The following is a 14,712-nucleotide window of genomic DNA, read 5'->3' as shown; positions in this document are numbered from 1 at the left end:
CGGGGCCCGGTCCGACGGGCCGGGTCTCAGGGGCGCCCGCGTCGGGCGGTGGCGCCCAGCCAGGCGAGGCTCGGCTTCGGGTGGCGCTCGAAGGTCTCACGGTCTACGGCGATCAGGCCGAGAGTCGCCTTCCAGTCGCCCCAGCGGTAGTTGTCGAGGGCGCTCCAGTGCAGGTAGCCCCGCACGTCGATGCCGTCGTCGATCGCGGCGAACAGGTGGTCGAGGGCCTCCTGTGTGTAGGCGATCCGTCGATTGTCGTCGGCGGTGGCGATGCCGTTCTCGGTCACGAGGCATCGGTACCCCGCCGGTGACGTCCCAGGTGTGACGGACCGCCATGCCGAGAGCGTCGGGCCGGTACGCCTTGCCCGCCATGGTGTTGTCGGGGTGCGGCGGATGCGGCTCGATGCCGTCGGGTCCGACCCACTCGCTGGAGTACGACTGGACTCCGACGAAGCCGTCACCCCGCGAGGCTTCGAGGTACAGGTTCTCCCAGTCGTACTCGATCTCGCGGAGCTTGTCCTCGCCGCCGGGCCGTGCGGCGAATGCGCGGTTCGCGACGGTCCAGCCCACGGCGGCGTCGGTGTTGGCGCGGACGACCTCCCGGGCAGCGTGGTGGGCCTCGACCAGGGCGGCGCCGATCTCCGGGTCGGGGGCGGGCAGTTTCGGGCGGGTGTTGTCGGCCGCGGCCAGACCCTGGGGGCCGCTGCTCGGACCGGCCGGGCCCTGGCGCTCGATGGTGATCATCATCGCGAGCATGTTGGGTTCGTTGATGGTGGCGATCCAGGGGACGTCGCCCAGGATGTCCGTGACGGCCTCGGCGTAGCGCGTGAACCGCTGGACCGCCTTTTCCCCGAGCCAACCCCCCTCCTCGGCGAACCAGCGCGGGTTGGAGAAGTGGTGGAGTGTGATGACGGGCGTCAGGCCGAGCGACAAGGCGGTGTCGATCATGCGCCGGTAGTGGGCGAGTTCGGCCCGGGAGAAGTGTCCAGGCACCGGTTCGACGCGTGCCCACTCGATGCCGAAGCGGTAGGCGTTGAGGCCGGCGTCCGCGAGCGGGCGCATGTCCTCCTCGAAGCGGTGGTAGCTGTCGAGCGCGTCGCCGCTCCTCTCCAGGCCCGGCGTGCGTCCTTCGATCACCCACCAGTCGCTGTTGACGTTGTTGCCCTCGGTCTGGTGCGGGGAGCTGGAGGCTCCCCAAAGGAACGGCGTACTACCGCGCATGATCCCTCCCGGAGGTATCGGTGTGATCTTGGGCGAGGTCGGACGCACCCCTCGTCAGGGCAGGGTCAGTCCGCCCTCCAGCAGGGTCTGTCGGTTGGCCGCGAGGAGTTCGAAGCGGTCGGCCTCCGTCTGGTCGATCTCCGTGATGTGCCAGCGCAGATGGGTGCCCGCGCGCAATGCCGCCGGGATGTCGATGTCCCCGGTGCCGATGGGTGTCTGCGGGGTGTCGCGTGCGGCGGGGCCGTCTTTGAGGTGGGCGGTCACGGCGCGTTCCCCGAGGCGTTTGATGACGTCGACCGGGTCCTGGCCGGCCACGGCGGCCCAGTAGACGTCGACCTCGGCGAGGATCTCCGGGTCGAGCAGGTCCCACAGGACGTCGAAGGCGTGGGCTCCGCCGGGCAGTCGGGCCCACTCGAAGTGGTGGTTGTGGTAGCCGAGCCGGATGCCCGCCCCGGCCAGTTCGCGCGCCGCCTCGTTGAGCCGGGCGGCGAAGGCGCGTACGCCGTCGTGGGTCTCCAGGGACCGCTCGTCGAAACCGTCGACAAGCCAGGGGATCGGTACGAAGGCGGTGTCGGTACCAAGGATGCGGCAGGTCTCGATCGCGGAGGCCTGGCTGTCGGCCGAGACGGCGATGTGCATGGAGCTGACCGCGAGACCGGCCTCGTCCAGGTCCGCGCGCAACGCGTGTGCGGCGGCGGCCACTTCGTCCGGGGGCGTGTTCCACAGGCCGAGCGCGAACGGCTCGACGTACCGGAAGCCGAGCGCGGCGAGACGCGCGAGAGTGCCGGGGCGATCGGCCGCCAGAGCATCGATCACGCTGTACAGCTGGACGGCGAGGGTGCCGGGTCTCATGCTTCGTCCTCTCGTTCTGCGGCCTGCGGGAAGGTCATGCGCATGAAGGCCCGGACCGGCCCGACGATGTCGAGATCCTGGTCGAGCAGCCATTGCAACTGCAGGCCGTTCAGCACGGCTTGAAGCAGGGTGGCGGCGTGTTCGGGGGCAAGGGCCTCGTGCAGTTCTCCGCGGTCGGCCTTGCCGCGCATGCCCCGCGCGAACTGATCGCTTCCCCAGGCGTAGCGCTGCACGAAGTAGCCGTGCGCGGGATGCTCCGGACGTGAGGCGGCCACCGCGAGCTCAATCCACAGGCGCATCAGCTCGGGGGCCTTCTGGTGGTGGCGCAGCATGTCGCCGAGGTACGGCGCCAGATGGTCCATGTCCGGGACCTTCGACTCGGCGTACCGCCGCTCCTCGGTGTCACGTTCGGCGAGCACGGCGGCGAGCAGGTCGTCCTTGTTGCGGAAGTGGTGCAGCAGCCCGGCGTGGGTGATGCCGGCCCGCTCGGCGATGTCCCGCAGCGAGGCCTTCGTGAACCCGTGTTCCGCGAAGCTCTCGCGCGCCGCCCGGACGATCTCCGCCCGCCTGGCCGGGGTCTTGGTGTACGGGCCGCGGGCCTTGGCCTGGCTCACAGCGCGCTTCCTCTTCCTGAATCCCGTGACACGTCCCCAAAACCTTCCAAGGCTTAGATTTTCATGACCTGCTCGGAGTGTGGGCGGCGACAGCCGCGAGCACAAGGGGGCGGAGCCCGACGATTTCCCGCCAGATAACGCTCTGATTACGAACGCGGTACGCACCCTTCCCGCGCCTGCCACCGAGGCTTACCTTCCGAATGAAATTCGACCACGTGGTAACTGTTCGCGTCAGGACGCGCCGGCGGATCCGCGACCGCCGCAGCGGCCCTGTTCGCCGCCTCCGGCCACACTCACGGCTCCGCCGCACACCCCCACGCGTGCATCAGCCCAGGCATGCATCCGTGCATGACCGCACCGACAGACCGACACACGTCTCGGCTCTTCAGGTTCCAGGACGAAGGAATCCACCCATGCGCATCCACTCTTCGCATTCCCGGCCCGGGCCGCGGCTGCGCCGACGCTCGCAGACCCTGGCCGCCGCCGTGGCCATCGCCCTGCTGGCGACGGCCACGGCGGCGTGCGACAGCACCCCGGCCGCCACGTCGAACTCCGGCACCGACACGACGCTCGCGCTGTCCATCCTCGGCACGCCCAACTCGTTCGACCCGGCCCAGCTCATCGAGGGCCAGCAGACCTACGTCTGGGACTCGATCTTCGACACGCTCCTCCTCCAGGACAACAAGGGCGAACTGCACCCCGGCGCCGCGCAGAGCTGGTCGTACTCCGCGGACGGCCGCACCCTGACCCTGAAGATCCGCCAGGGCATGAAGTTCAGCTCGGGCGACCCGGTGGACGCGAACGCGGTGAAGGCCACCCTGGACCGGATCCGCTCCACGCCCGGGCAGAGCCAGCTGTCACTCGCCGCCGTCTCCTCGGTCGAGGCACCCGACGCCTCGACGGTCGTCCTCAAGCTCTCCCGGCCCGAGGCCTCGCTGCTCGCCGCGCTGTCGACCGCACCCGGGGTCATCGGCGACCCGAAGACCATGGCCGACAAGAGCACCGCTCTGAACCCGGTCGGCTCGGGTCCGTACACCCTCGACACCAAGACCACCGTCAACGGCTCGGTGTACGTCCTCAACCGGCGCGACGACTACTGGAACAAGAAGGCGTACCCCTTCAAGACGGTCAAGATCCGCGTGATCACCGACCCGACCGCGTCGGCCAACGCCCTCAAGGCGGGCCAGACCAACGCCGGCACCGCCGATGTCTCGCAGCTGTCCGCGCTCAAGGCGGCCGGCTTCGAGATCACCCATGTGGAGGCGACCGCGGGCGCCTACCTCGTCCTCGGCGACCGCGCCGGAACCAAGCTGAAGCCGCTGGGCGATCTGCGGGTCCGCCAGGCCATCAACATGGCCTTCGACCGACAGAAGATGGTCACCCAGGTGCTGCAGGGCTCCGGCAAGGCCACCGACCAGGTGTTCAACCCGAAGGGGAAGGCCTACGACGAGGCGCTCAACGCCAAGTACCCCTACGACGTCGCCGGAGCCAAGAAGCTGCTTGCCGAGGCCGGCTACCCGAAGGGCTTCTCGGTCACCATGCCGAGCCTCGTCTTCACCAAGAGCTTCGAACCGCTCTTCACCCAGGCGCTCGGCGACATCGGCATCAAGGTGACCTGGGAGCCGGTGCCCGCCCAGCAGACCACCTCCGCCGTCGCGTCCGGCAAGTACCCGATGTTCCTGCTCGTGGAGGGCCTCGCCTCCGACGCGATCATGACCCGCAGCTTCTACACCGAGACCGGCTTCCGCAACGTCTTCCACTCCACCGACCCGAAGCTGACCAAGCTGCTCGACCAGGCATCCAAGGAGCTCGACCCGGCGAAGGCCGCCGGAATCTACCGGGAGATCAACGAGTTCGGCGTCGAGAACGCCTGGCTGTCCCCCGTCTTCTACCTCGGCAGCGACTGGGCCACCAAGAAGGGCATCACCTACCTCGGCGACGGCTCCTCCACGATGTCCACGATCCGGCAGTTCGGCGTGGCCGGCTCGTCCAAGTCCGGAGGGTGAGCCGCCACCCATGACGCTCTATGTGCTGCGTCGCCTGACCGCGGGCCTGGTGCTCGCGGTCCTGGTGACCATGATCACGTTCCTGCTGCTCAGCACCTCCTTCGACGATGTCGCGAGCAGCGTCCTCGGCAACGGCGCCACGCCACAGCAGGTCGTCGCCCAGAAGGCCCAGATGGGCCTGGACCGGCCCCTGGCGGGCCAGTACGTCGACTGGCTCTCGCACGCCGTCCGCGGTGAGCTCGGCACCTCCTACTACACCAGCGAACCGGTCCGCTCCGCGATCACCGCCCGGCTCGGCGTCACCCTGTCGATCGTCGTCGTCGCACTGCTGGCCACCTCGGTCATCAGCGTCGCCCTCGGGGTGGCCGCCGCCGCGCGCGGTGGCGCCGTCGACCGGTTCGCGCAGGCCACCGCGATGACCGGCTACCTCGTCCCGAGCCTCCTCGTCGCCATCGCGCTGGTCTACGCACTGGCCATCAAGCTGCATGTGTTCCCGGCCACCGGATACACGGACTTCAGCGAGAGCCCCGCCCGCTGGGCGAGCAGCATCGCCATCCCCGTCGTCGCCCTGATGATGGGCGGGGTCGCCAGCCTGACCTCGCAGATCCGCGGCGCCATGATCGGCGAACTGCGCAAGGACTACGTCCGCACCCTGCGCACCCGGGGCATCCCCACCCGCTCCATCGTGCTCCGGCACGCCCTGCGCAACGCCGCCGGACCGGCCCTGACGGTGCTGTCCCTCGAGTTCATCCAGATGCTCGGCGGCGCACTGATCATCGAACAGATCTTCGCTCTGCCCGGCTTCGGCCAGTACGCGTTCAACGCCTCCCTCCAGGGCGACGTCCCGATCATCATGGGCATCAGCCTCTTCGGTGTACTCCTCGTCGTGGCCGTCAACCTGGTCGTCGATCTCCTCAACGGCTGGCTCAACCCGAAGGCGAGGATGACCAGTTGACAACGCCGAACGCTGACGCACGCCGCCGGTCGACCCTGCGGCGCCTGCTCTCCGACCCCCAGGCCGTCGCCAGCGCGAGCCTGCTGATCGTCATCGTCCTGCTCGGGCTGCTCGCCCCCATCCTCACCGACCACGGTGCCAACGAGGCGAACCTGGACGCCGTCAACGCCGGAGTCGGCGACCACGGTTATCTGCTCGGCGGGGACAAGAGCGGACGCGACATCTACGCCAGGCTCCTGTTCTCCATCAACACGAGCGTGGTCTCGGCGCTCATCGGCGCGAGCATCGCCCTGGCGATCGGGATCACGTCCGGGCTGATCGGGGGGTACTTCGGGCGGCGCGTGCGCGGAGTCACCGAGTGGGTGTTCAGTCTGATCATGACGTTCCCCGGGCTGCTCCTGCTCATCGTCCTGATGCCGGTGACCAAGGGCGACTACAAGGCCACCATGCTGATCTTCGGGGTGCTGCTCTCCCCGGGCGTCTACCGGCTCGTACGCAACCTCGTCCTCGGTGTGAAGAACGAGCTGTACGTAGATGCCGCCCGGGTGTCGGGGCTGCCCGACAGGCGCATCCTGCGGCGGCATGTGTTCACCGTGGTGCGCGGGCCGGTGGTCATCGCCACGGCGTTCCTCGCGGGTTCCTCGATCGCCGTCCAGTCGGGTCTGGCCTTCCTGGGCGTGGGCTCGAACACGGTGCCCAGCTTCGGCGCGATGATCTCCGAGGGGTTCTCCAACCTGTACGAGGAGCCACTGCAGTTCCTGTGGCCCAGCCTCGTGCTCGGCGTCATCACCGCCTCGCTGGTGCTGCTCGGGAACGCGCTGCGGGACGCCCTGGAGGGCGGCCGTCCCAAGCCGGTCCGGATCGTCAGCGCAACCGGGTACCGGCCGTCGGCCACCCAGGCGGCCGCCGTCTCCGGACTGCTCACGGTGGAGGATCTGGCCATCGCCTATCCGACGCCGACCGGCGAGCTGAAGGAGGTCGTCAGCGGCATCACCCTGAGTGTCGCGGCCGGGGAGACCCTCGGCCTCGTCGGCGAGTCCGGCTCCGGCAAGACGCAGACCGCGTTCGCCGTGCTGGGGGTACTGCCCGCGGAGGCGGTCGTCACGCGCGGTTCGATCCGGCTCGACGGGCGTGAGCTGCTCGGCCTGAGCGAGCGCGAACTGCGGTCGGTGCGGGGGACGTCCATCGCGTACGTGCCCCAGGAACCCATGTCCAACCTGGACCCGTCGGTCACGGTGGGCGCCCAGCTCGTGGAGGGAGTGCGCGCCGCGACGCCCATGTCGAGGGACGAGGCCCGAAAGCGGGTCCTGGCGCTCCTCGCCAGGGTCGGCATCCCCGAACCCGAACGCACCTTCCGCTCCTACCCGCACCAGATCTCCGGCGGCATGGCACAGCGCGTCCTCATCGCCGGCGCCGTCGCCAGCAGGCCCCTGCTGCTCATCGCCGACGAGCCGACCACCGCCCTCGACGTCACCGTCCAGGCGGAGATCCTGGACCTGCTGCGCGATCTGCAGAAGGACCTGAACATGGCCGTACTGCTGGTGACCCACAACTTCGGTGTGGTCGCCGACATCTGTGGCCGCGTGGCCGTGATGCGCGAGGGCACGGTCGTCGAGACCGGCGGCACGGAGGAGCTGTTCGCCGCGCCCCAACACCCGTACACGCGGGGCCTCCTGGACTCGATCCTCGACGAGAGCATCCTGCGCACCGATCCACCGGCCGCCTCCATGGGCGCCCTGGAGAAGGAGACCCGATGACCACACTGCTGGAGGTGAGCGAGCTGCGCGTCACCTACCCCGGGCGGGGCTTCAGAGCCCGTCCGCACGAGGTACTCCACGGTGTGTCGCTCACCGTGGGACAGGGCGAGACCCTGGGCGTCGTCGGCGAGTCGGGCTCCGGCAAGACGACCATCGGCCGGTCCGTGCTCGGCCTGGCCGCGCCCAGCGCCGGCACGGTCCGCTTCGGGGGCCACGACATCACCCACGCCGGACGGAAGGAACGACGTGCGCTGTCCCGGGACATCCAGGTCGTCTTCCAGGACCCGTACTCCTCTCTCAACCCCGCTCTCACCATCGGCGACATCCTCAGCGAGCCGCTCGTCGTGCAGGGCACCGCGCCGGGTGAGGCCCGGCAGCGGGTCGCGGAACTCCTCGACCAGGTGGGGCTGCCGAAGGACGCGGCGCAGCGGCTGCCCCGGGAGTTCAGCGGCGGCCAGCGGCAGCGTGTCGCCATCGCCCGCGCGCTGGCGCCCGCTCCCCGGCTGATCGTGTGCGACGAGCCGGTCTCCGCGCTCGACCTCACCACGCAGGCGCGCGTTCTCGATCTGCTCGTCGACATCCAGCGGCGCACCGGTGTCGCCTATCTCTTCATCTCGCACGATCTCGCGGTCATCCGGCACATCAGCCACCGGGTGAGCGTGATCCACCGGGGCGACATCGTCGAGACCGGACCGGCGGGCGACATCACGACGGCCCCCGAACACCCATACACACAGCGGCTGTTGCTCGCCGCACCGGTCGCGGACCCGGCCGAACAGCGCCGGCGGCGCGCGGCACGGCAACACGTGTGACCCGCTTGCCGTACCGCGTCGCACCGCCGAGTCAAGGAGTTCAGAAAGGTCTCCTCATGCTGAAGCCCCGCTCCACAGCGACTGCGGAGCCGCCGGCTGGGACTGGTGGGCCGCAGGCCGTCGTCCGCCGATAGCTGAGACGCACAACCCCCTTTGGAAGGAAGTCCGTTGTCGTCGACCGAACGTATCTTCTGCAACCCGCTCGACCTTGCCTACCGCTACCAGGACATCCGGTTCACCGGCACGGTCAGAGGCATGAAGATCGCTGAACCGCACCGGAGCGTGCACCGGGAGGCGGCCGATCCGTCGATCGTGCTGTACCGGGACCGCTACTACATGTTCGTCTCGATGTCGGCGGGCTTCTGGCACTCGACCGACCTCGTACGGTGGAAGTACCGCGCGACGGCCAAGCTGCCGGCCCTCGACTACGCGCCGGACGTCCGCGAGGTGAACGGCGCCCTGTATGTCAGCGCGTCCCGGAAGGAGGACAACTGCCCCTTCTTCCGGAGCGTCGACCCTCTGTCCGACGACTTCGTCGAGGTCACCCCGGGCACCTTCCCCTTCTGGGACCCGAACCTGTTCCAGGACACCGACAACTCCGTGTACCTCTACTGGGGTTGTGACAGCAGGACCCCGATCCAGGGAGTCCGTCTCTCGGACACGTTCGGTCCGGTCGGTGAGCCGTCGCCGCTGATCAGCTCCGACGTCCTGGCCCACGGCTGGGAGCAGTTGGGCGAGGACCACGTCGTCGTACCGCCGAAGACCGAGCGGGAGCGGCTCGCCGCGATGGCCATGGGCACCGACCCCTACATCGAGGGCGCCTGGATGACCGAGCGCGACGGCACCTACTACCTCCAGTACTCGGCACCCGGCACACAGCTGAACACCTACGCCGACGGGTACTACACAGCCCCGGCGCCCCTGGGACCCTTCACCTACTCCCTCGACAGCCCGTTCTCGTCGAAGCCGGGCGGGTTCATCACCGGGGCGGGACACGGCAGCACGTTCCAGGACCTGCACGGAAACTGGTGGCACGCGGCGACGATGCGGATCTCGGTGAACGACGTGTTCGAGCGCCGCGTCGGAATCTTCCCCGCGGGCTTCGACGACGACGGAGTGCTGTTCTGCAACCAGAACTTCGCCGACTACCCGATGACGGTCCCGGACGGCCCGTTCGACCCGTGGACACCCCCCGCCTGGATGCTGCTCTCCTACAAGGCGAACGTAGTCGCGTCGTCTTCGGCCACCGGACACGACCCCGCGTCGGCCGTTGACGAGAACGTCCGCACGTGGTGGGCGGCCGCAGGCCGCGAACCGGGCGAATCCCTGACCGTCGACCTCGGCACGGACAAGACCGTCCACGCCGTGCAGATCAACCTGGCGGACCATGAACTGGCCGACGCCGCCCCTCACGCTCGGGACGGAGTGGACCTGGGCCATTCCTGGCGGGGCGTCTTTCCGGGCCATCAGCCGGCGGAGATCCTGGTCGAGTTGTCGAAGGACGGCAGGGAGTGGACCGTCGTCCGGGACTCCCGCGACACGGACACCGACGCTCCGCACGCCTTCATCGTCCTCGACGCGCCACAGGAGACCCGATTCGTCAGGGTGACCAGCGGCCGGATGCCGTTCGACGGCACCTTCGCCGTCAGCGGGATCCGTGTCTTCGGGACAGGCGAGGGCGAGGCTCCGCCCTCCGTGCGTGCCCGGGCCGCCCGCGTGGACGACCGCACGGCCAGGATCGACTGGGACGCCGCCCCCGGAGCGATCGGCTACAACGTCCGCTACGGACGTGACCCGCAGAAGCTGTACCACAGCTGGCTGGTGTACGAGCGCACCCAACTCGACCTGCGCTCGCTGAACTCGGGCGCGGAGTACTGGGTTGCCGTAGACGCGTTCGGCGAAGCCGGCGTCACCTCCGGTGTGCCCGTGCCCGCGGCGCGCAACGCCGAACTGGATGAGCAAGAGGCCGAAATGCAGCGTTGAGAGAGCGAGTTCCCGAACGACGCCGACGGCAACTGTTGCCACGTGCAACCAGACGTGCCACGAACACAATCGCGGCCAGCACCTCCCGGTCACCATGCCGACGACGGCCACCACCCTGAGGTCGTACCGGCGCCTCCGCTACCACTCGCTGGAACAGCTCCCACAACTCGTCTGGCACCAGCCGCTCAACGATCCCCACCACGGCACACCGGCCAGAACTGGACCAGGACCCGTTCCACCCCGGCGGGCACCTCCTGCTGGGCGAGCTCGCGTACTCGCTCCTGCCCGCTCACGTAAGCGCGCACCCGCCACAGTGTGTCTGGCCTCCCCAGTTCCACGACCGGCTCGCTCGGACCGCCATACGACCACAGCGCCATCTCCCCGGAGCGGCAATACCACTGGGTATCCGCGCTCGACTCCCAGATCTCCCGCTCGTCCGCCGGCGGCTCCTGGTCCCACACCTCCGCGGTGAAGGACGCATGATGTGTGTGACCGCCGCTCCTGAAGCACAGACGCCGCTCACGCACTTCGAGGAGTTCAGCCTCAGCGGGCTCAGGGCTCTCTCCGGGCTCGTCTTCATCGGCGTCCTCGGCCCACAGGGCGTAGAACTCGACATACGGCTCAAGTTCTTGACGCCTCACCACCGGCATGCCCGCACCCTTCGGTCAACGGTCAGTATCGGACATGCGGCTGCGCTGAAGGCCCCGAGCGGCTGACCGGTCGGGGCCCTGCCGGCCGTGCGGGCTACCGCGTTGTCGCCACCCGCAGGGGCGCGAGGTCCGGGCTCGGCGTGGACCCGATGGCGCCGGGCAGTGGTTGCGTGGTCGGGATCTGCGGTGCCACGCCCTTGTAGTACGGCGTGTACACGTAGTGGGTGCCCACGCCGATGGCCGCGCCGATCTTGGGGATGACGGAGCCGTCGACCGATCCCGAGCCGCCGAAGACGGCCACGTGGTACATGCTCGACGACATGCGCATCAGGTACCGCTTGGTGTCGGACGGCAGTGCGGTGACGTCGGTCCACAGCAGCGGACCGTGGGTGGTCATCGCCGAGGACGCGGAGACACCGCCCCGCCAGCTCCCCGCGGAGGCGACGGCGGCGTTCGACGGCAGCGACCACCACATGTCGGCGAGAAGCATGGCGTTCGACTGCGGCGTGGCGCCGGTGACCCGGTAGTAGCTGAACGAGCCGGGCCAGTTCGGCATCTTCCCGGCCTTGTACGCCTTGGTCAGCGCCGACTCGGTGTCGGTCCCCACTGTGATGATCTTCGTCGTGGCGGGACTGTACTTGTTGAGGTACCCGTAGACCGACGCGGTCATGGTCCCACCCTCGGTCAGCAGGACGGTCGCGGTACCGGCTGAGCCCATCGAACCGGCAGCGGAACTCGCCGCGAGGGCGTTGTGGTATTCGGTGCCGGTTGCCAGGAAGACGTACTTCGGTGTGCTGGTGATGGCCTTGGCCACGGCCACCGAGGTCGAGTAGCGCGAGACGTCGGACAGCCGCTTGGCCACGTACCCGAGCGAGGTCACCTTGGACGCCACCGCGCTGCTGAGGATCCTGGTGCCGCCGACCAGGTACACCGTCTTGCCCTTGGGCAGCATGCGCTTGAGCTCTGTCTGCACCGAGGAGTCCAGGACCGTCCCGGAGGTCATCAGCACCGGCCCCCGCTTCTTGCCGGCCAGCGATGTCGCGGTGGTGGCGTAGGCCGCGTCGGACTTGCTGATGAGCACGGCCGCGTTCGCGTTCGGCAGGCTGGCCGCGCCGGCGCCGACCGTGTTCCAGGTCCACTTGGACGACGCGATGTTGGTGTCGTAGGTGTCGGAGCCGTAGACCCGGGAGATCGCGTTGTTCCTCAGCGGCTGCCAGGCCACGTCGGTGCCGGTGCCCTGGGGTACCCGCGTCTGCGTGCCCGTGCCGAGGTCGTGGATGCGCACCTGGGGTCCGTCAGCGACGTCGGGGTCGCCCGAGATGTAGACGTCGTACGCGATCCGGTTGCCCTGCGGCGACCAGGCGGGCCGATGATGGTCAACGGCGTCCGTGGTGAGCTGGGTGAGCCCGGTGCCGTCGGCGCTGACCTTGAACAGTTGCCTGTGCCCATCGACCGACCGGGTGAAGGCCACTGACCGGCCATCCGGGGAGATACTCGGGTCCTTGGCGTCGTCGGCCAGCTTGGTCAACGCCCCGGAGCGGCCGTTGTAGACCCAGACGGCAGGGGCGCCCGCGGTCCCGCAGCTCGTGCCGGTGCGCACGAAGGCCAGCATGCCGTTCACCGCGCCGCTTGGCTCGGAGTCGCAGCCGTCGACATCGGTACCGAACAGGGCCTTCGGTGTGCGGGTGCCGTCGGCTGCGGTCAACCGCAGCCGGCCGCCGGCCGTGAAGACGACGTCGCCGCCGCCGTACCAGAAGGTCGGATCGGCAGGATGCCAGCCGCTGCCCGACGGCATGGCGATGTCGACACCGGTGTCCTCGGAGTCCGCCCACGCCGTGCGGAGATGGTCGTCGTGAGGGTTCACGAAGGCGATCTGGCTGCCATCGGCGGACCAGGCGCCCTGGTGTCCGGTCGGGTGGAACTGGGACCACGATGACCCGTCGGGACGGACGAACGCCATCTGATCGCCGACGTCCGTGTAGAGCAGCTTGCCGTCGGTGGCCGGCCAGTTGCCGGGAACGGCGTCGGCCGGCCCGGGAAGCGCGGCGATGAGGCCCGCCGCGAGTGCGGCGGCGGTGGTGAGCGCCGCGGATCTGCGGCGCGTACGCAGGTTCAATGTGCCCCCATGGCGAATGGATGGCTGCCGATCCCCTCCCCCAAGGCGAATGGACGGCTTCACGTTCGTCCGCACGACAGCGGCGAAAGGATAGCCGCAGGTCACAAGCGCTGTGAAGGCAGGGGCTCCCGGCTTTGCCGGTCGGTGATCAAGCGGCCGGAACCTGGCTGACGGTGTGCGTCGCCACCTCGCTCATCGGGTTCGGCTGACGCTGCCCATGAGACGGCCACCCGCCCGTCCAGGTCCACGCCGGCGACTGCCACATGACCGGCGAGCGCCACCGTCCCGTCGACCGCGACGAAGCCCGCAGCCTCCTCACGGCCAGCCTGCCCGGCTGCAGCCACTGCCAGCCCGATGTCCGCCTGAACATCCTCGACTTATCCGCCCGCCCGGCTTCACCCCCCTCCCCGCGGCGCGCTGATCGAACACCCGTACCACCTGCTCGTTATGCTGCGTTCCCGGTGATTCACCCCATCACCCGGAGCAGGCCCCCTCACTCATGCCTCTCCCTCCCCCGCCGCCGGTCTCCGAGCCGGACCCGTCCGCGCTGCTCTGCTCCGGCGACCGTGTCGGCCAGTTCGCCGGCTGCCAGCGCAAGACCCACCGCTACGGCAGCGGCGGCTCCCCCCCTGTGCCAGCGATGCATGGCACCCGTCCGGGACAAGTAGGGCCCGAGCGTCCGCTACCCCAGCACCCGCGCCTGACCACACGCCCCGGCCACCCGGTCGGGTGGCGACCGTCCTCGTCGCGGCCAACAACGAGTGGCTGTGCCCAGCACTCATCCGAAACCGGCCAGGACGGCTGCAGAAGCGTCAGGCAGTCATGGCGGCTCGGTCGGACTCGCTGCGCAGAACGCAGAACTCGTTGCCTTCGGGATCAGCGAGGACCGCCCAGCCGGAGCCATCGGGATTCCGGTGATCGGTGACGAAGGTGGCGCCGAGGCTCAGCAGCCGTTCCACCTCCTGCTCACGCGAGGTCTCTGGGCGCAAACACAGATGGAGCCGGTTCTTGATCGTCTTGGACTCGGGCACCTGGTTGAAGTGCAGCACCGGGCCCTCCGCCAGCAATACCTGAGCCTCCGGATCACCCGGTTTGTCCTCCGGATGCAGCGGACGGCCGGTCACCCTGCTCCAGAACCGGGCCAGCTCGTAGGCATCCGCACAGTCAATCGCCACGTTCTGCAATACCGAGACCATGCGCGCGAGCCTTCCTGACTTCCACTCCAGACGCCACCGAGTTGCGCTCGTCCTTGCGCATCCAACTCGTACACCTGGAAGCACTTTCGACACCCGCCCTAGCCGCCGCGCAGCGGGGCACCCGCCCTCGTGCCGAGCGGCGTGCCCGCTCCTAGGCTGGAGGTGCCCGGGGCAGGGAGGTACGCCGTGCCCGCGAGCATCTGGAGCGGGGCGATCTCGTTCGGGCTCGTCTCTTCTCCGAACTAGGAGACCAGCGGGGGGACGGGGTCCCCGCTTTGGGGCGGGGATCAGCTGCAGCCGGGGACAGGAGTGCCAGCGCAGTTGTCCGGACGGTTGTTGCGCACTGGGGAGCGGGTCAGTGTCACTGTGCCGCCTTGGTTGAGGATGCCGCCGCCGAAGCCGCCAGCACCGTTGGTGATGGTGAGCCTTTCCAGCTGCACCTGGAAGCCGAACCTGATGATCACGGTGATGCGTGGTCGGGGTAGCCGACGACGTGCGTACGACCGTGGTCGCGCCCGTGGTCCGGGGTACAACCACGGCCGTGGCCGGC

Annotated in this window: 11 protein-coding genes and 3 pseudogenes; 6 read left to right on the top strand and 8 right to left on the bottom strand. The window is 69.1% G+C overall.

The genetic code is table 11. The features are described 5' to 3' along the window. Positions 1-26: 26 nt before the first annotated feature. From ACFY0U_RS42175 to ACFY0U_RS42165, 3 genes and pseudogenes are all read right to left on the bottom strand, one after another. Positions 27-1,221, bottom strand: a pseudogene (locus ACFY0U_RS42175) (family 1 glycosylhydrolase). 54 nt (positions 1,222-1,275) lie between these two features. Further along, positions 1,276-2,073 carry a sugar phosphate isomerase/epimerase family protein gene (locus tag ACFY0U_RS42170; RefSeq protein ID WP_388645343.1) on the bottom strand — a complete coding sequence of 266 codons (798 nt, stop codon included), beginning with the start codon at positions 2,071-2,073 and terminating at the stop codon, positions 1,276-1,278. After that, positions 2,070-2,687, bottom strand: coding sequence for a TetR/AcrR family transcriptional regulator (locus ACFY0U_RS42165; protein WP_388645341.1), 618 nt, complete (start codon positions 2,685-2,687; stop codon positions 2,070-2,072). Before ACFY0U_RS42165 ends, ACFY0U_RS42170 begins: the two co-directional genes overlap by 4 nt. A gap of 413 nt (positions 2,688-3,100) precedes the next feature. Here ACFY0U_RS42165 and ACFY0U_RS42160 point away from each other — a divergent pair, with 413 nt between their 5' ends. The 5 genes from ACFY0U_RS42160 to ACFY0U_RS42140 all read left to right on the top strand — a co-directional run bounded on the left by ACFY0U_RS42160 (position 3,101) and on the right by ACFY0U_RS42140 (position 10,200). Then, positions 3,101-4,693 (top strand): ABC transporter substrate-binding protein, encoded by a 1,593-nt coding sequence (locus ACFY0U_RS42160; RefSeq protein WP_388645340.1) that lies wholly within the window; start codon positions 3,101-3,103, stop codon positions 4,691-4,693. Between the two features lie 10 nt (positions 4,694-4,703). Then, complete coding sequence (locus ACFY0U_RS42155; protein WP_388645338.1) at positions 4,704-5,648, top strand: ABC transporter permease; 945 nt, start codon at positions 4,704-4,706, stop codon at positions 5,646-5,648. After that, positions 5,645-7,405 carry a dipeptide/oligopeptide/nickel ABC transporter permease/ATP-binding protein gene (locus tag ACFY0U_RS42150; RefSeq protein WP_388645337.1) on the top strand — a complete coding sequence of 587 codons (1,761 nt, stop codon included), beginning with the start codon at positions 5,645-5,647 and terminating at the stop codon, positions 7,403-7,405. Before ACFY0U_RS42155 ends, ACFY0U_RS42150 begins: the two co-directional genes overlap by 4 nt. After that, positions 7,402-8,217: an ATP-binding cassette domain-containing protein gene (locus ACFY0U_RS42145; protein WP_388645335.1), complete on the top strand. Its 816-nt coding sequence runs from the start codon at positions 7,402-7,404 to the stop codon at positions 8,215-8,217. Before ACFY0U_RS42150 ends, ACFY0U_RS42145 begins: the two co-directional genes overlap by 4 nt. A 168-nt stretch (positions 8,218-8,385) precedes the next feature. Further along, positions 8,386-10,200 carry a family 43 glycosylhydrolase gene (locus ACFY0U_RS42140; RefSeq protein ID WP_388645333.1) on the top strand — a complete coding sequence of 605 codons (1,815 nt, stop codon included), beginning with the start codon at positions 8,386-8,388 and terminating at the stop codon, positions 10,198-10,200. Between the two features lie 26 nt (positions 10,201-10,226). Here ACFY0U_RS42140 and ACFY0U_RS42135 read toward each other — a convergent pair. The 3 genes and pseudogenes from ACFY0U_RS42135 to ACFY0U_RS42125 all read right to left on the bottom strand — a co-directional run. Continuing rightward, positions 10,227-10,402: pseudogene (locus ACFY0U_RS42135) on the bottom strand (transposase); the annotation flags it as partial. Further along, positions 10,386-10,850: a hypothetical protein gene (locus ACFY0U_RS42130; protein ID WP_388645332.1), complete on the bottom strand. Its 465-nt coding sequence runs from the start codon at positions 10,848-10,850 to the stop codon at positions 10,386-10,388. The gene ACFY0U_RS42130 and the pseudogene ACFY0U_RS42135, both read right to left, overlap by 17 nt. A 94-nt stretch (positions 10,851-10,944) precedes the next feature. Continuing rightward, a complete protein-coding gene (locus tag ACFY0U_RS42125; RefSeq protein ID WP_388645330.1) occupies positions 10,945-12,966 on the bottom strand; it encodes a cell wall-binding repeat-containing protein in 2,022 nt (673 codons plus the stop codon). Positions 12,967-13,202: 236 nt separating this feature from the next. On the opposite strand from ACFY0U_RS42125, the pseudogene ACFY0U_RS42120 reads away from it, so the two are divergent. After that, positions 13,203-13,634: pseudogene (locus ACFY0U_RS42120) on the top strand (DUF6233 domain-containing protein); the annotation flags it as partial. Between the two features lie 144 nt (positions 13,635-13,778). Here the strand turns inward: ACFY0U_RS42120 and ACFY0U_RS42115 are convergent. Next, entirely contained in the window at positions 13,779-14,162 is a 384-nt protein-coding gene (locus ACFY0U_RS42115) for a VOC family protein (RefSeq protein WP_388645329.1), read from the bottom strand. 287 nt (positions 14,163-14,449) lie between these two features. Next, positions 14,450-14,626, bottom strand: a complete 177-nt coding sequence (locus ACFY0U_RS42110) for a hypothetical protein (RefSeq protein WP_388645327.1) — start codon at positions 14,624-14,626, stop codon at positions 14,450-14,452. Positions 14,627-14,712 lie beyond the last annotated feature (86 nt).

This window comes from Streptomyces sp. NPDC001536, from assembly GCF_042894505.1.
In the GTDB taxonomy this organism is placed as follows: domain Bacteria; phylum Actinomycetota; class Actinomycetes; order Streptomycetales; family Streptomycetaceae; genus Streptomyces.
This window is presented reverse-complemented; position numbering and strand designations above follow the sequence as displayed.